The organism is Pseudoalteromonas sp. 2CM39R, from assembly GCF_023161845.1.
Genome location: NZ_JALNTM010000009.1, coordinates 196,440 through 218,031, shown reverse-complemented (window position 1 = coordinate 218,031; position 21,592 = coordinate 196,440). Strand labels below are relative to the sequence as shown.

General features: G+C 42.3%; 17 protein-coding genes. 14 read left to right on the top strand and 3 right to left on the bottom strand.

Going from position 1 to position 21,592, the window contains the following annotated elements:
* Positions 1–21: 21 nt before the first annotated feature.
* Entirely contained in the window at positions 22–2,118 is a 2,097-nt protein-coding gene (ftsY, locus tag MTF66_RS20670) for a signal recognition particle-docking protein FtsY (RefSeq protein ID WP_248528390.1), read from the bottom strand.
* Positions 2,119–2,327: 209 nt separating this feature from the next.
* Here ftsY and rsmD point away from each other — a divergent pair, with 209 nt between their 5' ends.
* The 13 genes from rsmD to MTF66_RS20605 all read left to right on the top strand — a co-directional run bounded on the left by rsmD (position 2,328) and on the right by MTF66_RS20605 (position 17,763).
* Positions 2,328–2,945 (top strand): 16S rRNA (guanine(966)-N(2))-methyltransferase RsmD, encoded by a 618-nt coding sequence (gene rsmD, locus MTF66_RS20665; RefSeq protein ID WP_248528387.1) that lies wholly within the window; start codon positions 2,328–2,330, stop codon positions 2,943–2,945.
* Positions 2,946–3,090: 145 nt separating this feature from the next.
* Entirely contained in the window at positions 3,091–3,306 is a 216-nt protein-coding gene (rpsU, locus tag MTF66_RS20660) for a 30S ribosomal protein S21 (RefSeq protein WP_002957797.1), read from the top strand.
* 21 nt (positions 3,307–3,327) lie between these two features.
* A complete protein-coding gene (locus MTF66_RS20655) occupies positions 3,328–3,774 on the top strand; it encodes a GatB/YqeY domain-containing protein (protein WP_054551044.1) in 447 nt (148 codons plus the stop codon).
* 136 nt (positions 3,775–3,910) lie between these two features.
* Positions 3,911–5,662: a DNA primase gene (dnaG, locus tag MTF66_RS20650; RefSeq protein ID WP_248528384.1), complete on the top strand. Its 1,752-nt coding sequence runs from the start codon at positions 3,911–3,913 to the stop codon at positions 5,660–5,662.
* A 123-nt stretch (positions 5,663–5,785) separates the two neighbouring features.
* Positions 5,786–7,642 carry an RNA polymerase sigma factor RpoD gene (gene rpoD, locus MTF66_RS20645; protein WP_054560981.1) on the top strand — a complete coding sequence of 619 codons (1,857 nt, stop codon included), beginning with the start codon at positions 5,786–5,788 and terminating at the stop codon, positions 7,640–7,642.
* 64 nt (positions 7,643–7,706) lie between these two features.
* On the top strand, positions 7,707–8,588 hold the full coding sequence (prmA, locus tag MTF66_RS20640) for a 50S ribosomal protein L11 methyltransferase (protein ID WP_054560982.1): 882 nt from the start codon (positions 7,707–7,709) through the stop codon (positions 8,586–8,588).
* Between the two features lie 270 nt (positions 8,589–8,858).
* Positions 8,859–9,830 carry a tRNA dihydrouridine synthase DusB gene (gene dusB / locus MTF66_RS20635; RefSeq protein WP_054560983.1) on the top strand — a complete coding sequence of 324 codons (972 nt, stop codon included), beginning with the start codon at positions 8,859–8,861 and terminating at the stop codon, positions 9,828–9,830.
* Positions 9,831–9,851: 21 nt separating this feature from the next.
* Positions 9,852–10,142 (top strand): DNA-binding transcriptional regulator Fis, encoded by a 291-nt coding sequence (gene fis, locus MTF66_RS20630; RefSeq protein ID WP_002957804.1) that lies wholly within the window; start codon positions 9,852–9,854, stop codon positions 10,140–10,142.
* Positions 10,143–10,502: 360 nt separating this feature from the next.
* Positions 10,503–12,089, top strand: a complete 1,587-nt coding sequence (gene purH, locus MTF66_RS20625; protein WP_054560984.1) for a bifunctional phosphoribosylaminoimidazolecarboxamide formyltransferase/IMP cyclohydrolase — start codon at positions 10,503–10,505, stop codon at positions 12,087–12,089.
* A 102-nt stretch (positions 12,090–12,191) separates the two neighbouring features.
* Complete coding sequence (locus MTF66_RS20620; protein ID WP_058585847.1) at positions 12,192–13,013, top strand: class I SAM-dependent methyltransferase; 822 nt, start codon at positions 12,192–12,194, stop codon at positions 13,011–13,013.
* A gap of 15 nt (positions 13,014–13,028) precedes the next feature.
* Positions 13,029–14,315, top strand: coding sequence for a phosphoribosylamine--glycine ligase (purD, locus tag MTF66_RS20615; protein ID WP_248528381.1), 1,287 nt, complete (start codon positions 13,029–13,031; stop codon positions 14,313–14,315).
* Positions 14,316–14,408: 93 nt separating this feature from the next.
* A complete protein-coding gene (locus MTF66_RS20610; RefSeq protein ID WP_058585849.1) occupies positions 14,409–16,907 on the top strand; it encodes an EAL domain-containing protein in 2,499 nt (832 codons plus the stop codon).
* Positions 16,908–16,953: 46 nt separating this feature from the next.
* Positions 16,954–17,763: a DUF2797 domain-containing protein gene (locus MTF66_RS20605; protein ID WP_217875768.1), complete on the top strand. Its 810-nt coding sequence runs from the start codon at positions 16,954–16,956 to the stop codon at positions 17,761–17,763.
* Here the strand turns inward: MTF66_RS20605 and MTF66_RS20600 are convergent.
* Positions 17,760–20,264, bottom strand: a complete 2,505-nt coding sequence (locus MTF66_RS20600) for an EAL domain-containing protein (protein WP_248528378.1) — start codon at positions 20,262–20,264, stop codon at positions 17,760–17,762. The genes MTF66_RS20605 and MTF66_RS20600 overlap by 4 nt on opposite strands.
* A gap of 78 nt (positions 20,265–20,342) precedes the next feature.
* Between MTF66_RS20600 and MTF66_RS20595 the strand changes: the two genes are divergently transcribed.
* Entirely contained in the window at positions 20,343–20,636 is a 294-nt protein-coding gene (locus tag MTF66_RS20595) for a DUF4144 domain-containing protein (RefSeq protein WP_248528376.1), read from the top strand.
* On the opposite strand, the gene MTF66_RS20590 is transcribed toward MTF66_RS20595, so the two are convergent.
* Complete coding sequence (locus MTF66_RS20590) at positions 20,633–21,553, bottom strand: histone deacetylase family protein (protein ID WP_248528372.1); 921 nt, start codon at positions 21,551–21,553, stop codon at positions 20,633–20,635. The two genes, MTF66_RS20595 and MTF66_RS20590, sit on opposite strands and share 4 nt — an antisense overlap.
* Positions 21,554–21,592 lie beyond the last annotated feature (39 nt).

Genomic DNA, 21,592 nt, shown 5'->3' with positions numbered 1-21,592 from the left:
GAGCAAGCTCCCTTTAGTTAATTATGCGTCATCCTCGTCTTGGCTAAATAGTGCATCAATAAAGTCACTACTATTAAAGGTACGTAAATCATCAATACCTTCACCAACACCAATGTAACGAATTGGGATATTAAATTTATCTGCAACGGCGAAAATCACACCACCTTTGGCGGTACCATCTAGTTTAGATAAAGTAATGCCCGTTAAACCAACACATTCATTAAATAATTTAACTTGGCTAATTGCGTTTTGACCTGTACCTGCATCAATAGTTAGCATAACTTCATGTGGCGCATCTGGGTCAATTTTCTTCATTACACGGGCAATTTTTTCAAGCTCTTGCATTAGGTTATCTTTATTTTGCAAGCGACCTGCTGTATCGGCGATTAACACATCAGCATTACGAGCCTTTGCAGCCTGAAATGCATCAAATACCACTGACGCACTGTCTGCACCTGTATGTTGAGCAATCACAGGAATGCTATTACGCTCACCCCATACTTGCAGCTGCTCAACCGCTGCAGCGCGGAACGTATCACCCGCAGCAAGCATCACTGACTTACCTTCGTTTTGGAACTGCTTAGCTAATTTACCAATCGTGGTGGTTTTACCTACCCCATTTACACCCACCATTAAGATAACAAATGGCTTTTTGTCACCACTTACAACCAGCGGCTGCTCGGCGGTTTTAAGCATACTAGCCATTTCTTGCTTCATTAACTCATATAAAGCATCGCCATCTTTTAATTGCTTACGATCAGCTGCATCGGTTAGGTTATCAATCAACTTCATTGTTGTATCAACACCTAAATCGGCTGTTAGTAACTGTGTTTCTAATTCTTCAAATAACTCATCGTCAATTTTCTTACCACTAAAAATAGACGCAAAGCCTGAACCAATATTAACGCGAGTTTTTAATAGACCTTTTTTAAGGCGTGCGAAGAAACCTTCTTTCTTTGGTTTTTCAGCAGCGGCTTGAGCTGCTTTCTCTTGCTCTAAACGCTCCGCTTCTGCTTGTTCTTCAGCAATGCGCTCTTGCTCTAAGCGCTCCGCTTCTGCTTGTTCTGCAGCAATGCGCTCTTGCTCTAGACGCTCTGCCTCCGCTTTCTCTGCCGCGATACGTTCTTGTTCTATACGTTCAGCTTCTGCCTTCTCTGCAGCAATTCGTTCTTGCTCTAGACGATCCGCTTCTGCCTTTTCTGCAGCAATGCGTTCTTGCTCTAAACGATCCGCCACTGCCTTCTCTGCAGCGATACGCTCTTGCTCTAAACGTTCAGCCTCTGCTTGTTCAGCAGCAATGCGTTCTTGCTTTAAGCGAGCAGCTTCTGCCTTTTCTGCAGCAATGCGTTCTTGTTCTAAACGTTCAGCTTCTGCCTTTTCTGCAGCAATGCGTTCTTGTTCTAAGCGTTCAGTTTGTGCTTTTTCTGCCGCAATGCGCTCTTGCTCTAGACGTTCTTCCTCGGCCTTCTGTGCAGCAACTTGCTCGGCTTCACGCTGCGCCTGTTCTGCTGCAGCACGCTCTTGCTCTAATTTCATTGCTGCTTCTTGCTCAGCAAGACGAGCTTGTTGTTCTTGACGTTGTTGTTCTGCCGCTTGCTGTTCTTGAGCTAAACGTTCAGCTTCTGCTTGTTCTGCCGCAATGCGTTCTTGCTCTAAACGTTCAGCTTCTGCTTTTTCAGCAGCGATACGTTCTTGCTCTAAACGTTCAGCCTCTGCTTGTTCAGCAGCAATGCGTTCTTGCTCTAGACGTTCAGCTTCTGCCTTTTCTACAGCGATACGCTCTTGCTCTAAACGTTCAGCCTCTGCCTTTTCTGCAGCAATGCGTTCTTGCTCTAAACGTTCAGCCTCTGCTTGTTCAGCAGCAATGCGTTCTTGCTCTAGACGTTCAGCCTCTGCCTTTTCTGCAGCGATACGCTCTTGCTCTAAACGTTCAGCCTCTGCCTTTTCTGCAGCAATGCGTTCTTGCTCTAAACGTTCAGCTTCAGCCTTTTCGGCTTCAATTCGCTGTTGTTCTTCTATTTGCTTCTGGTTATCAGCCTCTTTTGCTGCTTGCTCTGCTTGTTGCTTATCTGATTTGCCAAAACCAAACCAAGACAGGAATTTACTTTTTTTTGCCATACTTGCTAATAACCACTTATAAAAATCTGATAAACTTACATGAATAATAGTTTGGTGACAGTTCAGCTTTTAAGCCAAACATAAACAGGTACCATCTATCGCTAAGGTCGCAATACTATCACTTTTAGCGCAGTAGAAAAATGACACGCTAGCTATTGCATACAATATTATCTGAGCTAGTGGTCAGTTACCAATGATTAGTGAGTTAAATGAGAAAAAAATCAACAGCTAACCGCCAAGCAAAAGCAGCGAACAATAAATCAGCAAATGGTTTTATTCGTATTATTAGTGGGCAATTTCGCGGTAGAAAATTACCCGTAAAAGATGTGCAAGGCTTGCGCCCAACCACAGACCGTATAAAAGAAACTGTATTTAACTGGCTAATGCAAGATACCCGAGGCGCAGCGATACTCGATTGCTTTGCCGGTTCCGGCGGTTTAGGTTTTGAGGCGTTATCACGCTTTGCTGATCATGCTGTATTTTTCGAACTAGATAAAGGCGCCGCTAACCAACTAAAAGAAAACATTAGCACCCTTAAATTGGATAATGCCGTCGTAAAACAAGGCAATAGCCTTTCATTATTAGAACAAAACACGCAAAACGAGCAATTTGATCTAATTTTTGTTGATCCGCCATTTCGACAAAACTTGGCTGAAAAAAGTTGTTTTTTACTCGAAAAAAATAACTGGTTATCTGCCCAAGCACTTATATATGTTGAGGTCGAAAGCGAACTAAGCGACCTAGATGCTCCAGATAACTGGATGCTTTTAAAAGAAAAAGCTGCCGGACAAGTGATTTGTCGACTATATCAACGCGAGACAAATTAACTCTGTTTTGCAAACCTAGTTTCTGTTAATATTATTCTTTACATGTGGTGTTGCTTCGGATTACAATACCGCACCATTTTTGAACCACTTGGTCGTTATTCGATCAACTTGAGCAACGCTCATTATTTAGGTAGGTGAATTTTTAATGCCAGTAATTAAAGTAAGAGAGAACGAACCGTTTGACGTAGCACTTCGTCGCTTCAAGCGTTCATGTGAAAAAGCAGGTATCCTTTCAGAAGTTCGTCGTCGCGAGCACTATGAAAAACCAACAGCTGAGCGTAAGCGTAAAAAAGCTGCTGCAGTAAAGCGTCACATGAAGAAGCTTTCTCGCGATAACGCACGTCGCGTTAAATTATACTAATCAGTATTTGGTCTTGTATAAATGAGCCTTTTATTAACGCTAAAAGATGCGCAAAAAGATGCGATGAAGGCAAAAGATAAAGAACGTCTTAAACCTATCCGCATGGTACTTGCTGCAATCAAGCAACGTGAAATTGACGAGCAAATTACGCTTGACGACGACGGTATTACCGCTGTTTTAGTAAAGCTTGTTAAGCAACGTCGCGATTCTTACACCCAGTACATTGATGCGGGTCGTGAAGATTTAGCTGAAATTGAAGCCAGTGAGATTAAAGCACTTGAAGAATTCTTACCTCAACAATTGAGTGAAGAAGAAATCATTGCTCTTATTGACTCGGCTATAGCTGATACAAATGCAGCGGGTATGCAAGACATGGGTAAGGTAATGGGAGTTATCAAAAGCAAAGCTGAAGGTCGTGCCGATTTAGGTAAGATTTCTGGCTTAATCAAGCAACGATTAACTGCCTAACCCCCACATACAGATGTATGATTCAAGCAAACCGAGCCTAGTGCTCGGTTTCTTGCTTTTAGTCTTTCATAAACACAGTAATTGTGTTCAAATCTTATTTTACAACGCATAGATAGCGCAGGAAAATACAACAGCTATGGCCGGAAAGATCCCTCGACAGTTTATTGATGATTTACTCGCTCGCACAGATATTGTTGAGTTAATTGATTCGAGAGTTGGCCTTAAAAAAGCAGGTAAAGACTACCAAGCTTGTTGCCCATTCCATAACGAAAAATCACCTTCATTTACCGTTTCTCAAGATAAACAGTTTTACCACTGCTTTGGTTGTGGTGCCAATGGCAATGCAATTTCGTTTGTTATGGAATACGACAAATTAGAGTTCGTTGATGCTATTGAAGAATTAGCGAGTATGCTCAATTTAGACGTACCTCGCGAACAAGGCACAAGCTCAGGCCCGCAACGCACTGCAGAACAAAAGCGCTCTGATTACGATTTAATGTTACATGCAGCTCGCTTTTATCAGCACCAATTAAAGCATCATGCCAACTCGAAAACGGTTATCGACTATATTAAGGGTCGTGGTTTAAGCGGTGAAACAGCGAAAAAGTTCATGATTGGTTATGCGCCAAGTGAATGGGAAGCGCTATGCCAGCAACTTGGCCGCAACAAAGAACAAAAAGAGCAACTTGTAGAACTAAAACTAGCCTCTGAAAAGTCGCCTGGTCGCCAATTTGACTTCTTCCGTGATCGACTCATGTTCCCTATTCGCGATAAACGCGGTCGGGTGATTGCCTTTGGTGGCCGTGTTATGCAAGCGGATCAAGGTCCTAAATACCTTAACTCACCAGAAACCCGTATTTTCCATAAAGGCTTTGAGCTTTATGGTTTATACGAAGCCAAGCAAGCACATAAAAAACTTGAACATATTTTAATTGTTGAAGGTTATATGGATGTTGTTGCTTTAGCTGAGCAAGGCATCGAATATGCCGTTGCCGCCCTTGGCACAGCAACGACCGCAGAACATATGCACACTTTATTTAGAACCACAGATAAAGTGATATGCTGCTACGACGGTGACCGTGCTGGCCGCGATGCAGCTTGGCGTGCACTAGAAAATGCACTGCCTTATCTTGGTGATGGTAAGTCGTTAAAGTTTGTGTTTTTACCAGATGGTGAAGACCCTGATTCACTGGTACAAAAAGAAGGTAAAGACGCTTTTGAAGCTAGGTTAAGCAAAGCGGATGATTTTACTAAGGTGCTGTTTAATAAGCTCAGCCAAGAAATAGACCTTACTCAAGACGCAGGTAAAGCAAAGCTCCTTAGTGATGCCCTGCCACTAATTGAAAAAATCCCTAGTGATTTTTACCAAGAAAATATTTTGGAACATCTTGGCCGCTTAATTGGTCGAACAAGAGAGCAGTTAAATAATCGCGTTAAGTCGCCAAAGCAACAGCATGCGATTGAGCGTAAATTTAAAATAACACCAATGCGCCAAGCGATTGGTATTTTATTACAACACCCAAATTTGGCGACCAGCATTGCTTATATGCCAGAATTAGCTGAGATGAAAATAGCCGGTATTGAGCTATTTTTACGCATTCAGCACTTAGCACTAGAACGTGAAGGTATCACGACGGCACAAATTTTAGAGTCATTTAGGGATGGCGCTGAATATGACGCGCTAGTGAAACTAGCAACTTGGCAGCACCAAATAAATGACGATCGTTTAGAGACGGTTTTTAAAAATACTTTTAAATTTATTGAAGACCAGTGTTTAAATTATCGACTAGAGACCCTATTAATAAAAGACAAGACCCAAGGCTTAAGCAGCGAAGAAAGGCTAGAATGCCACTTACTGACGCAAGCGTTAAAAGGCAGCAACAGCTAGTCAGAATTGAATAATGCTGTTATACTGTGCTATTCACTGCGTCTAGTTAGTTTTCGTGTCGCTTATTTAATAAGCGAGCTGGCGCCTGTTGTATCAACTTTCAGAGTGGAAGAATAAATCTCTATGGATCCAACTCCTCAGTCACAATTAAAGCTTCTGATTCAAAAAGGTAAAGAGCAAGGTTATTTAACTTTTGCAGAAGTTAATGATCACCTTCCACAAGACATTATCGACTCAGATCAGGTAGAAGATATCATTAGCATGATTAATGATATGGGTATCAAGGTAAGTGAAAACGCACCTGATGCCGATGAATTAATGATGCAAGAAACAACGACAGACGAAGACGCAGCAGAAGCCGCGGCAGCTGCACTTGCGACTGTAGAAAAAGAGATCGGTCGAACAACTGACCCTGTACGTATGTATATGCGTGAAATGGGTACTGTTGAACTTCTTACGCGTGAAGGCGAAATCGTTATCGCTAAGCGTATTGAGGAAGGTATTAACCAAGTACAGATTTCAGTTGCTGAATACCCTGAAGCAATTACTTATCTACTAGAGCAATGGGACAAGTTCGAAGCAGAAGAAATGCGCTTAAGTGACATTATCTCTGGTTTCTTTGATCCTAATAATGAAGAAGAATCACAAATCTCTGCAACACACATCGGTTCTGAGTTAAACGAAGAGCAACTCGACGAAGAAGACGACGAAGACGATGATGAAGATGACGACAGTGATGACGATGATGATAGCGATGGCGACACAGGTCCAGATCCTGAAGAAGCTCGTATTCACTTCGAAAACTTACGTGAGCTTTATAACAAAGCACGCGAGACGTTCGAAGAAAAAGGTCGCTCGCACCCGGATTCACTTGAAGCTATTGCAGAAATAGGCGAACTATTTAAAACCTTTAAATTAGTGCCAAAACAGTTTGATCGCATGGTTAACAACATGCGTGAAATGATGGACCGCGTTCGTGTACAAGAACGTATCATCATGAAACAAGCTGTACAAATTGCTAAGTTACCGAAAAAGAGCTTTATCAAGCACTTTGCTAACAACGAAACAGACACAAGCTGGATTGACCTTGAGATTGCTGCAAACGAGAAATACTCAGTAGCACTTGAAACAGTTAAACCAGAAATCATTCGTTGCATCAGCAAACTAAGTGCAATTGAAGAAAGCACAGGTCTTAGCATCGAACGAATTAAAGATATCAACCGTCGTATGAGTATTGGTGAAGCGAAAGCTCGCCGTGCGAAGAAAGAAATGGTTGAAGCGAACTTACGTCTTGTAATTTCAATTGCGAAAAAATACACCAACCGTGGTTTACAGTTCTTAGACCTTATCCAAGAAGGTAATATTGGTCTAATGAAAGCGGTTGATAAGTTCGAATACCGCCGTGGTTATAAGTTCTCAACTTATGCAACATGGTGGATCCGTCAAGCAATCACGCGTTCGATTGCTGACCAAGCACGTACCATCCGTATTCCTGTGCACATGATTGAGACGATCAACAAATTAAACCGTATCTCTCGTCAAATGCTACAAGAGATGGGTCGTGAGCCGAGCCCAGAAGAATTAGCTGAGCGTATGTTAATGCCTGAAGACAAGATCCGTAAGGTACTTAAAATCGCTAAAGAGCCAATTTCAATGGAAACACCAATCGGCGATGATGAAGATTCGCACTTAGGTGACTTCATTGAAGATACCACTATCGACTCACCTATTGATTCTGCAACCATGGAATCACTACGTGGCGCAACAAACGATGTACTAGCGGGCTTAACAGCACGTGAAGCTAAAGTACTACGTATGCGTTTCGGTATCGACATGAACACTGACCATACATTAGAAGAAGTAGGTAAACAATTTGACGTAACACGTGAGCGTATTCGTCAAATCGAAGCGAAAGCGTTACGTAAATTACGTCACCCTTCTCGCTCTGACTTACTAAAAAGCTTCTTAGATGCTAAGTAATTTAGTATCGCGTTATTAACTAAAAGGCCGCTGTTGCGGCCTTTTTTCTATTCGAGAGATATTCATGGCTTGGATCCAAATTCGCATCAACGCAAATGCAGACAACGCAGAATTAATTAGCGACTTACTCATGGACACTGGCAGTGCGTCAGTCACCTATGTTGATGCCAAAGATACCCCTATTTATGAGCCAAAACTTGGTACTGTGCAGTTATGGGCTGATACCACTGTGATTGGCCTGTATGACGCTAACCACGATATGGACAGCGTTGTAGCAACATTAAATGCTGAAGCAACACTCGCCGATAAGCTCGTTTATAAAATTGAACAGCTTGAAGATAAAGATTGGGAGCGTGAGTGGATGGATAACTTCCACCCTATTCAATTTGGTGAGCGCTTATGGATCTGTCCAAGTTGGCGCGATATTCCAGATCCTGATGCGGTTAATGTATTGCTCGACCCTGGCCTTGCTTTTGGCACAGGTACCCATGCAACCACTGCCCTTTGCTTGAAGTGGCTAGAAAGCCAAGACTTAACAGGTAAAACTGTGGTCGACTTTGGTTGTGGCTCGGGCATTTTAGGAATTGCAGCGATCAAACTCGGCGCAGAGCGTATGATCGGTATCGATATAGATCCTCAAGCTATTGAAGCAAGCCGCGATAATGCAAAACGTAATGGCGTTGCAGATAAACTTGAAGTGTATTTACCTGAAGATCAGCCAGAGTTTACAGCTGATATTGTGGTTGCAAACATCTTAGCTCAACCACTTCGCGAACTACATGAAGTGATTTTAGGCCTTTTAAAACCGAATGGTAAAATTGCTATGTCAGGTATTTTAGAAGAACAAGCTCAGTCTGTAGCCGATGTTTATGCCCCGTTTTTAGCACTTGATGACGTGGCTGTTGAGGGTGAATGGACCCGAGTAAGCGGCATCAAGAAAGCCTAAATAGCACTAGAGTATTTACTCAAACATAATAGGTAAAGCCAGTATTTAACAGGCTTTACCTTATTTTTACAGTTAGTAGTTTCTCACTTTTTTGTGAGTAAAATTTTTTCTGTTCAAATATCAAACAAATCAACCAGCCCGTCAAACTGTTATCAAAAGTCAATACGAAAAGAGCAAAAAAAAGTCACTTTTGTTCAATTTATAGCCTTTGATTTTTGCTAAAAAAGCCGTAAACTTAGCGCCCCTTGAAAAGAGGCCAATTGAATAACAGTGCGTATCGGTTCATACCAACTTGAGAATAATGTAATTGTCGCGCCAATGGCAGGCATTACAGACAGACCATTTAGACAACTTTGCCGTCGCTTAGGTGCGGGCCTTGCTGTTTCTGAAATGCTCTCGTCAAACCCGAAAGTATGGAAAACCGAAAAATCGATGAACCGTATGGATCACAGCGGTGAGTCGGGTATTCGTTCGGTGCAAATCGCCGGAGCCGATCCTGAGCTTATGGCACAGGCAGCACAATTCAATGTCAGCAATGGTGCACAGATCATAGATATCAATATGGGGTGCCCAGCTAAAAAAGTGAATAAGAAACTCGCAGGCTCAGCCTTATTACAGTTTCCTGAATTAGTACAAGAGATACTCGATGCCGTTGTTAATGCTGTCGATGTCCCTGTCACTTTAAAAATCCGTACCGGATGGGATCAGGATAACCGTAATGGTGTCGAGATTGCGAGAATAGCTGAACGTTATGGCATTGCCTCACTGGCAGTACACGGGCGAACGCGCGCATGTATGTATAAAGGTGAAGCAGAGTACGCCACAATTAGGGATATTAAACGTTCAGTGTCTATCCCTGTCGTTGCCAATGGTGATATTACTTCACCAGAAAAAGCAAAGCAGGTTTTGGATTATACGGGTGCAGATGCCATTATGATTGGTCGAGCCGCCCAAGGTCGCCCTTGGATTTTTAGGGAGATAGACCACTATTTGCGAACTGGAGAACATTTGCCAGCACCTGAAATTTCAGAAGTGCGCAGCATTTTGATGGAGCATTTAGACAATCTTCATCAGTTTTACGGGGAGCCAATGGGAGCGCGTATCGCTCGAAAGCATGTATCTTGGTATTTGCAAACCCATGACAGTGACGGTCAGTTTAGGCGAGTATTTAATGCGTTAGATAACCCACAGGCACAAGTCGACGCATTAGAAGAATACTTTAAAACACTAGCAGCTAACTAAGAAAGAAAGAGACATATAACGATGTTCGAACAAAACGTGACTTCTCCATTTATCACAAACCCTCATGTACAGTCACACGAGAAACCACAGCCGTTGCGTGATGCAGTGAAAAAAGCTGTTCATCACTACTTAAAGCAACTTAATGGTCAAGACGTACAAGACGTATACGACCTTGTTCTTTCTGAGCTAGAAGCACCATTACTTGAAGAAGTAATGACGTACACGCGTGGTAACCAAACTCGTGCTGCAATCTTACTAGGTATCAACCGTGGTACTTTACGTAAGAAACTTAAAAAGTACGGCATGAACTGATACCAGTTATATTGAAACCGTAATCATTCTAACGAGTTAAATAAGTCCCTAACTGCGTTAAAAATTTCTTATGTAGAGTAACTACACTACAAAATTTTTGCCTTGTTATTGACTTATTTCTCTGTCGTTATAATTGCTTACTAATCCAATACAACTGGTATAAAAGTTTTTTAAGAACTGGAATGTAAGTTTTTAAAGAACAGATATAAAAGTTTTGAAAAAAGCACCTTAGGGTGCTTTTTTTATAGCTGTTAAAAACTATGCAAAATCCTCACGCTTTAAACGTCGTTTTTTAAAGCAGATTCAGTTAAAATACCGCCTTTCTAAGCTAGCTCAAACATTGAGGTAATCAAAACTACAATGGATACACATCGTCCAATTCGTCGCGCACTATTAAGTGTGTCAGATAAAACCGGTATCGTTGAATTTGCTCGCGCTCTTGAAGCACAAGGCGTGGATATTTTATCAACTGGCGGTACTTGCAAATTACTTGCTGATAACGGCATCAAAGTCACTGAAGTATCTGACCATACTGGTCACCCTGAGATCATGGATGGTCGCGTAAAAACACTTCATCCAAAAATTCACGGCGGCATCTTAGCGCGTCGCGGTCAAGATGAAGACGTAATGGAGGATCACAACATCTCTGCTATCGATATCGTTGTAGTTAACTTATACCCCTTCGCAAACACTGTTGCGAAAGAAGACTGCAGCCTAGAAGATGCGATTGAAAACATTGATATCGGTGGTCCAACTATGGTTCGCGCTGCGGCGAAAAACCATAAAGACGTAACTATCGTAGTTAATGCAAAAGATTACGACCGTGTGATCAGCGAAATGCAAAGCAACAACGGTTCAACAACGTATAAAACACGTTTTGATTTAGCTATTGCTGCTTACGAGCACACAGCTCAGTACGATGGCATGATTGCAAACTACTTCGGCAAAATGGTTCCTGACTATACAGAGGAAGCAGCTGAAGAGACTAAATTCCCACGTACTATCAACATGCAGTTCACTAAGAAGCAAGATATGCGCTACGGTGAAAACTCACACCAAGACGCTGCTTTTTATGTTGAAAACGACCTAACTGAAGCATCTGTTGCGACTGCAGTTCAATTGCAAGGTAAAGCACTTTCTTACAATAACATTGCTGACACAGACGCAGCATTAGAATGTGTAAAAGAATTCGACGTACCAGCGTGTGTTATCGTAAAACATGCGAACCCTTGTGGTGTGTCAATTGGTGACAACATTCTTGAAGCTTATGATCGCGCATTCAAAACTGACCCTACATCAGCATTTGGTGGCATCATCGCATTCAACAAAGAACTTGATGCAGACACAGCTGAAGCTATTGTTGCTCGTCAATTCGTTGAAGTTATCATTGCACCTAAAGTATCTGAAGCTGCAGCCCAAATCGTATCTGCTAAGCAAAACGTACGTTTATTAGAATGTGGTGAATGGTCTGGTAATGCAACAGGTCACGACATCAAGCGTGTTAATGGCGGTATTCTAGTTCAAGACCGCGACCTAGGCATGGTCACACAAGGCGACCTTAAAGTTGTATCTAAGCGTCAACCAACTGAGCAAGAATTAAAAGATCTATTATTCTGCTGGAAAGTAGCTAAATTCGTTAAGTCTAACGCAATCGTTTATGCACGTGACGGTATGACTATCGGTGTAGGCGCAGGTCAAATGAGCCGTGTTTATTCAGCGAAAATTGCTGGTATCAAAGCCGCTGACGAAAACCTTGAAGTAAAAGGTTCAGTTATGGCATCGGATGCATTCTTCCCATTCCGTGACGGTATTGATGCAGCAGCAGAGGCTGGCATCACCGCTGTTATTCAACCAGGTGGTTCAATGCGCGATGAAGAAGTTATCGCTGCAGCTGACGAAGCTGGTATGGCAATGGTATTTACAGGTATGCGCCATTTCCGCCACTAATTACATAAAGGGTTAAGCACATAGCTTAACCCTTTTTGTTTGCCACAAATTCACGTATTCTGATTAATAATAATAATTACCCATATAATGAAGGAACAGATGATGAAATTTGCCGTAAAATCGTTACTCGTTGCCAGCCTTGCACTGACATCAGCACAGGCTTTAAGCCATTCTCATGAATCAGCGCTTACACAAGCTGTGCAATCAAGCGAACGTGATGCTAAAAATAGCGCACGTGATAAATATCGCCATCCAGTTGAAACACTTGAGTTCTTTGGCTTTAAGCCAAACATGACAGTTGTTGAAATTGCACCGGGCGGTGGCTGGTATAGCGAAATTCTTGCGCCAGCTGTAAAAGGCCATGGTGTTTACTACGCGGCACATTTCCCTGCTGATTCTGAGGTGGGTTATTACCAACGTTCATTAGCTGGTTTTAAGAAAAAGATGAGCGATGACGCACGCTTCAGTGAAGTTAAACTAACTGAATTTGCGCCAGTAACACATCTTGATATTGCACCAGCGGGTAGCGCAGATCTTGTCTTAACATTTAGAAATGTACACAACTGGTACATGGGTAAAGATAAAGAAGGCGCGTTAAGTGCGTTTAAAGCATTTTATAAAGCACTTAAACCAGGCGGCACTTTAGGTGTGGTTGAACACCGCCTACCTGAAGCGCGCAGCGACGAAGATCAGAAATCATCAGGTTATATGAAGCAAAGCTATGTAATTGAAATTGCAAAGCAAGCTGGCTTTGAACTAGTGGCAAGCAGTGACATTAATGCAAACCCTCTTGATACAGCGGATCACCCTAAAGGGGTGTGGACACTACCACCACGTTTAGCACTTGACGAAAAAGACGCTGCTAAATATAAAGCAATTGGTGAGAGTGATCGTATGACGCTGAAGTTTAAAAAACCGCTATAAATAGGATTATACGCCATGAATGTACTTGTCATCGGCAGTGGCGGCCGCGAACACGCTCTTGCGTTTAAGGCTGCACAAAATACTAAAGTAAACACCGTTTTCGTTGCTCCAGGTAACGCAGGTACTGCACTAGAGCCAAAACTTGAAAACGTAGCTATCAACGTTGAAGACCTAGCAGGTTTAGTTACTTTTGCTAAAGAAAACAACGTTGAGTTAACTATTGTTGGTCCAGAAGTACCGCTTGTTTTAGGTGTAGTTGATACATTCCGTGAAAACGGTTTAGCTATCTTCGGCCCAACAGCAGGTGCTGCACAGCTAGAAGGCTCTAAGTCATTCACTAAAGACTTCTTAGCACGTCACGACATTCCAACTGCTGACTACCAAACGTTTGAACAAATAGATCCTGCACTTGCTTACCTAAAAGAAAAAGGTGCGCCTATTGTAATTAAAGCTGATGGCTTAGCAGCAGGTAAAGGCGTTATTGTTGCAATGACTGAGCTTGAAGCTGAAGAAGCTATCCGCGATATGCTTGCAGGCAACAGCTTTGGTGAAGCTGGTAGCCGCGTGGTTATCGAAGAGTTCTTAGAAGGTGAAGAAGCCTCTTTCATTGTGATGGTTGATGGCAAAAACGTACTGCCATTCGCAACTAGCCAAGATCACAAACGCGCTTACAACGGTGACCAAGGTCCGAACACTGGCGGCATGGGTGCATACTCACCAGCTCCAGTGGTGACTGATGAAATTCACCAACGCATTATGAACGAAGTGATCAACCCAACGGTTGAAGGTATGGCAAAAGAAGGCCACCCATACACAGGTTTCTTATACGCTGGTTTAATGATCACCGCTGATGGTACGCCAAAAGTAATCGAATACAACTGTCGTTTTGGCGACCCTGAAACACAACCTATGATGCTTCGTCTTAAGTCTGACCTTGTTGAGCTTATCGAAGCGGCTAACCGTGAAGAACTAGATAAAACAGTAATCGAGTTCGACCCGCGTGCAGCAGTCGGTGTTGTATTAGCTGCTAAAGGCTACCCAGATAGCTACCCGAAAGGTGATGCAATCAGCGGCTTGCAAGTTACTTACCCTGAAGGTGAGAAAGTATTTCACGCAGGTACTAAGCAAGATGGCGACAACGTTGTAACTGCTGGCGGTCGTGTGCTTTGTGCTACTGCACTTGGCAACACAGTAACCGAAGCGCAACAACGTGCTTATAAACTAGTTGATGAAATCAGCTGGGAAGGCATGGAATATCGTACTGATATCGCTTACCGTGCAATTGCTCGCGAACAGAATTAAGGTCAAACCAGTCTAATTCTGAAAAAGCGCAGTTTATCTGCGCTTTTTTAATGCTACACTGTTAAGAACATTTACCTAGATAAAGAACTAATTTTGAATAATAAAGCTCTGAAATATAACTTTGTTTCATTTCTTATTCTGACAATTTTGTTTTTTATCATTGCTACCCTCGCGGCACATTTAGCCAGCCCTACCCGCTACACCATAGATAAAACAGCCCCCATCTACAGTAATACAGCTTATCGAATAGATAGTAGTAAAGCGCTGACTCTCGAGCAGTTTTTAGCTGAACCAGACAAGCTCAAACAGCGCCCTTTTAAAGATGTTGAATGGGATTTAGCGGCGCAAGATTATTGGTTAAAGCTTGATTTAGAAAACCGCCAAGCAAAGCCTGTTGAGCTGGCGATTCACTTTGATAACCCTATGGTTGATTATCTTAGCGTTTATCATGTTGATGATAAGGGGCAGCTTATAGATACAACCGAGCTGGGTGATAAAGTATCTGGTCTTAGTTTGTTTCAATACAGTACACCGCACAGCATGCTTACAATGCAGGGCTATGAGCAAACATCCCTCATTATAAAAATAGATACGGTGGGTATCAGCAAAACACCTATTAATATTTATGGTGAAAAAGAGTTTCAAGATTTACTACGTTCGCAATCAGGAATTTGGGGGATCTTCATTGGTGTGCTGATCATGGCAGCCCTGTATAACTTGGTATTATTTTTAGGGATCCGTGATCGCGTCTATCTTATTTATATAGGCTACATCATCTCAGCATTGCTACTTATGGGCTCAGTACTCGGCTTTGGTTTTTATTTATGGCCGTTATCGTGGCAAATCTTTTTTAATGAGCAAGTGGTCTTCAGTAACTATGCGATTGCATTTTTCACCGTCGCGTTTTGTACTATGTTCTTACGCTACCATAAAGATAATTGCCGCTTATACAAGCTCAGTATCAGCTTTTTAGCCCTGCTGTTCAGCCTCAGTCTTATCAGCTTTTTTATGCTGGAATACCATTCTTCAAAAATCTTTTTTGCCATCATGGTGCCGTTATACATTTTATGTATTTGCATGATTTACAAAAAGTTGGTGAGCGGTTTTCGGTGGGCAAAGTTTTATGTCATGTCGTGGGTGCCACTGATTGTAGGCGCAGCCATTCAGCCGTTAGAGCTTACAGGCTTTATTCCCTACAGCTTTGCCGTTAGGCACATATTTTTAGTCGCCATTCTCTGTGAGATTGTGCTTATGGCAATGGCGCTGGCAGACCGGGTGCGTTATCAACGTGAAAAAGCGCTGTATCATGCAACCCATACCCAACAAACTGAGCTACTCAACCAAGCAATGCTCAAACAAGCCTATATGGCGATTACCTCGGAGCAAAGACTCGCTAATCTTTGTTTAGTGAAAATCGAGCAATTTAACGCCCTAATGAGTATTCTAAAGCCAAGCCAAAGCAGCCAAATAATTATCACTGTGGCCCAATCTCTAGAGCATCAAATAAATAAAAATAGGCAATTTATTAATTTAGAGTCAGCGCTAGATAACAGTCCAAAAGTGGCAGACTTAGGCAATGGTGTACTGGCTTTTATTTCTACCAAAATTCAATCGCAAGCAGAGCTGCACCAAGAACTGAGCAACTTATGCAAACAGCTGCCAAAGCAATATAAAGTGGCAGGCTTAGACCTGCAGCTTTACTACCGCTATAGCATTACCGAACCGGTTAGTGATGATGGCTTTGATATTTGGCTACAACGTGGCTATTTAGGGTTGTCACAAAAACAGCAAAACATCGACTTTACTACACCGCATATCGATATGGATGTCAGCCTTGCCGCTGAGTTACAACAAGCAATGCGAAGCAATACCTTAGCCATTTACTTACAGCCCATTATTAATTTACGCAATGGTGCTATCTGTGGCGCAGAGGCATTGTTACGCTGGCCTACAGCGGGTAAATACCTGGACATTGAGCAACTCATTTTATTGGCTGAACGTACTGGTTTAATTAACGAGTTGAGCTTATGGGTGATTGATCAGGCTTGCCTAGCTGCAGCCCAGCTTAATCGACAAGGCTATCGCGAGCATACCATTAGCGTTAATTTAAGTGCCAAGAATCTAGCTATCCCTAAGCTTGTCGAAAAAGTTGAAAACACCATTTTAAAGCATGGCATTACTGCGGATCAGTTAAAGTTTGAATTGACTGAATTTGCGCTTATCAAAAACCATGATGAAATGGTCAGCTTTATCAGCGAACTTAATAAACTCGGTAGCAAGGTAGTACTCGATGATTTTGGTACTGGTTACTCGTCGTTGAACTACTTAGTAAATTATTCATTTAGCACGATCAAAGTCGATAAGAGCTTTATTCTTGATTTAGTGAATAACACCACCAACCAGGTAGTGGTAAAAACGGCTATTGATATGGCCCATAACCTTGATATGAATATCACCATCGAAGGCATTGAAGACCAAGAAACAGAAAAAATGCTGATCAAGATGGGCGCAGATCAAGGGCAAGGCTATTATTACAGCAAAGCGGTACCGATTAATGAGTATCTAAGCTTTATTGCCTCACAATTTAAATAGGCCGTGTTACACTGCCCTTTTTAACATCTTTAGGGGCCATGTAAAGATGCAAGGTACGATCAAAAAATTAAAGTCGACACTGACCTCTCCTGTCGAATATCAATTACCTATCGGTGATGAGCTAGTTTCATTAAATGACTATATTGGTAAGCCACTCACACTGACTTTTACCGGCAATATTTTTTGCTGTAACTGTGGTAAGAAAACCAAGAAAAGCTACTCTCAAGGCCACTGTTTTGTCTGTATGCGCAAACTGGCTAGCTGTGACATGTGTATCATGAAACCTGAAACGTGCCACTTTGATAAAGGCACCTGTCGTGAGCCACAGTGGGGTGAAGAAAACTGCATGATCCCGCATTACGTTTATTTAGCCAACACTTCAGGCCTAAAAGTAGGTATTACCCGCCATACTCAAATTCCTACACGCTGGATTGACCAAGGTGCGACGCAAGCTTTACCTATTTTCAAAGTACAAACCCGTCTTCAATCGGGTTTAGTTGAGGTTGCTTTAGCCGAATTTATTGCTGATAAAACCAATTGGCGAAACATGCTAAAAGGCCAATCTGAAGCGATTGATTTAAAAGCTGCTGCTGCAGAGTTGATCCCACAAATTGATGCTAAGTTAAGTGAACTTGCAGAGCTATTTGGCGCAACAGCCATTGAAAAGCTCGATGAAGATGTAGTTGAGCTAGACTACCCAGTAAGTGAATACCCAAGCAAAATCAGTTCTTTCAATTTTGATAAAGCACCAGAAGTATCAGGTATTTTAAAAGGCATTAAAGGCCAGTACTTAATTTTTGATACTGGCGTCATTAATATTCGTAAGTTCACTTCTTACGAAATTAGCCTAGCTTAGGCACTTTTTTCGCTATTGAGATAAAAATCATACCATTGCTGCTTCGCTATTGGGCGGCAAAAGTAATAGCCTTGAATGGTATCGCAGTTAAGTGAACGTAAGTAATTTAACTGCTCTACCTTCTCTACCCCTTCTGCGACAACATGAATACTCAAGCTTTTCGCCAGGCTAATAATCGCCGTAACAATTTCACTATTACCGTATTCATCGGGCACTTTTGCGATAAAGCTGGCATCTATTTTTAACGTATCAATTGGCAGTTTAGTTAAGTAACTTAAAGCCGAGTAGCCCGTGCCAAAGTCATCTAACGTTATATGCACACCTAACTTTTTAAGCGCGAGTAACTCTTGCTTAGCTTCACTAAAGTGGCTGATAAAACAGCTTTCAGTGAGCTCTACTTCAAGCTTGTGAGGGTCTACATCGTAACGCTCAAGTAAGCGCTCAACATTCGACGCTAATTGCCCCTGACGTAAGTGATTTGCCGAGATATTAATTGCTAAGCGCCCTGCTTCAATGCCTTGTTGCTGCCATTTTTCTAACTCTTTACAAGCTTGCTCGATGACCCATAAATCAAGTTTCACAATTAGGCCTAGTTCTTCAGCAAGGGGAATAAATTTAGCGGGTGATATCACCCCAAGGTTCGGTTCATGCCAACGTAAGAGTGCCTCTACCCCTAAAATTTTGCCTGAATTTAACTCCTGCTTAGGTTGGAAATAAAGCTCAAACTCATCGCTTTCTATGGCGTTTTGTAATCGGCTCATCATAGCCAATCGCTCTAAAGAGCGTGCATTCATCGCAGGTTTGAATAATTGAAATGAATTACGTCCCACTTCTTTAGCACGGTACATAGCAATATCTGCATGCTTGAGCAGTGTAGCGCTATCTACGCCATCATCAGGGTAAACCGCAGCGCCAATAGAAGCTGTAATTGCAACCACATGCTCGTTAATAGCAAGCGGCATACTCACTTGCTGCAATACTTGTTCGGCAAAGTTGAGCAGTGTTTCAACCCGATTTACTTCGCATAATAAAACAAACTCATCGCCACCTAAGCGCGCAAGAGTATCCCCTTCAGGAAGAATTGATAAAATACGCTCTGCCACTTGCTGCAATAAGTTATCACCAGCGTCATGCCCTAAGCTGTCGTTAACCTCTTTAAAGCGGTCTAAGTCGATAAACATCACCGCTAATAGATCATGGTTTCGTTTGGCAGAACTCAGTGCAATAGAGAGTCTGTCATGAAATAAGCGCCTATTTGGCAGGCCGGTTAATTCGTCGTAATAGGCAAGCTGGGCAATTTTTTCTTCGGCACGTTTGCGCTCTGTAATGTCGCTAAAAATTGCCGCATAAAGCACTTCATCAAAGTTAGGGTCTTTAATCTGGATAATGGTGAGCCACTCTACAAACTCTTCACCATCTTTTTTGCAATTGCAGATCTCCCCTTGCCAGACCCCTTCGTATTCAATGGCATGCCACATTTTTTGATAAAACGAACGGCTATGTTTTGTAGAGCTTAAAATATTGGGACGCTTACCGATTACTTCATGCTCAGCAAAGCCGGTCAGTTTAGTAAAAGCAGGGTTAACTTGAATAATAGTGCCGTCTTTACGGGTTAACATAATGCCATCGAGTGATGCATCAATAATTTTATTTGCCAAAAACAAGTTACGTTGTGATTTTTGCAAAGCAATATCACGCTGCTCAATAGCACGTTCAAGCTCGCAGCAATAAGCTGACTCAATCTCTGTGATCAAATCAGCAAATGATATCACCCCGCAAATTTCATCATCTCGAACCACTAAATGACGCACATTACGCTCTGTCATAGTGCGATACGCATCAAATAAACTGCTTTCACAATCAATTTCAATTAACGGGTAGCTGGCATATTGCCAACAAGGATTTAGCCACTCGGTTTGAATGATCAGCTCAACAATATCACGCTGAGTAATAATACCGTGCAGTTCAAGCTCTCGGTTATAAACCAATACACTATCAAGGCGGCCAGCGCGCATCAGTTGCACAACCTCTTCTATCGGTGTTTGCGCATCAACTATCTCTAGATCAGTGCGATACTGCTCATGAATAGGTCGAAATTGTAGGTAGTGGTCCAAACCTTGGTTATGCACAATATCAGATAAGTTCAACATACCTGCAGGTTGGTTATCGCTATCCATCACCAATAAATGACGAATGCCATGTTGTTGAAAACGCAGGGTTGCATCACTGACAGAGCATTGATTCGGCACTGTAATAACAGGCGCCGACATGACCTCGTGAATGGCAAGGTTCTTATAGAGCGGGCTGCTGATGTCAACTTTCAAACAATCAGCCTCAGTCCAAATCCCAACAACAGATTGCTCATGCTTGATAAAAATCGCCGTCACATTGTGAACATGCATCAACCTCACCGCATCGACCAAAGGCGTATGCGCAGGACACGATACCAGCTTTTGCGAAAAGACATCACTCACCTTTTGATGCCGTCTTGGTTGATTCATAAGTCGACTTTCCTAGTTCTTACATGAATTGGCAATTATAATCATTTCAACCTATGCAACTTTGACGCAGGACAATAAATGCACTCATCATTTCCTAAGATTATTTTTTCAGACCATGAATTAGCTCTAGTTGAAGACGAAGCCGATATAGAAAGCTTTGTATATAGCTTGAGTGAAGAGCAGCAACATGAAGTGATGCTACTTTTGGCAACAGGGCAGTATGTCAACTTGCAGGGAGAAAGCGTGAAAGCATTAACTGATATAGAGCTTGCTAATAGAGTGACTGAGCACCTAGCACAAGAGGGAGTATGCTGTTTAAGTAAGGTTACTCGGCTTACACCAACGCAAGCCTTTGCGATGCTGGCTGATTAAGGTGCATCCACCAGCGCTTTAATGTGCGCAACGGCACTACGACCTAGAGCTGATAAAGCATAGCCCCCTTCAAGATAAGAGATAATCCCGTTGCAATCTTGCTGCTGACAAAACTCAGCTAATTGCGTGGTTAGCCATGCGTAATCATCTTCAACAAATTTCAGGCTTGCCATGTCATCTTCAAGGTGAGCATCAAAACCTGCACTAATAAACAACAGTTCAGGTTTAAACTCATTGAGTTTTGGTAGCCACTGCTCAAGGTAAACAGCTTTTAAGTCATTACCATCACTGGCAATTGGCAGCGGTGAGTTAACTAAAGTCGCGTTATTTTCAACCGCCGTATTTGGGTAAAAAGGGTGTTGAAACAAAGAACAAAACAACACATTGTCATCATCTAAAAAGATATCTTGCGTGCCATTACCGTGGTGTACATCAAAATCCAAAATAGCGATACGTTTAACACCTTTGCTTTGCGCGTATTTCACAGCAATGGCTAGGTTATTAAAAACGCAAAACCCTGCAGAGGTACTGCGGTTTGCATGATGCCCTGGTGGTCTAACCGAGCAAAATGCGGCATCCAGTTTATCAGCAAGAATTTCATCAACGGCGAGTAATCCAGCTCCAACGGCTCGTTCAATCGCTTTCATTGAATCTGGGCACAACCAAGTGTCGCCGTCTAATTCAGCAAGCCCTTCATCGGGAATTGTTTGCTCTACATGGCTTACCAAAGGTTCATCATGAGCACGTAAAAAGTCGTCGCGGCTGGCTTTAGGAGCTTGTAAGTGAGTAATTGCTATATCAACACCACTTGCTAGCAAGCGGTCGGTGATCACATCTAAACGCGCAGGGCATTCGGGGTGATCCTCAATCATTTTATGTTTACGACAAAATGGATGTGAGATAACTGCCGTTCTCATAATACGCTCCTTGAATTATTTTCCCCCAGTATAACAAAG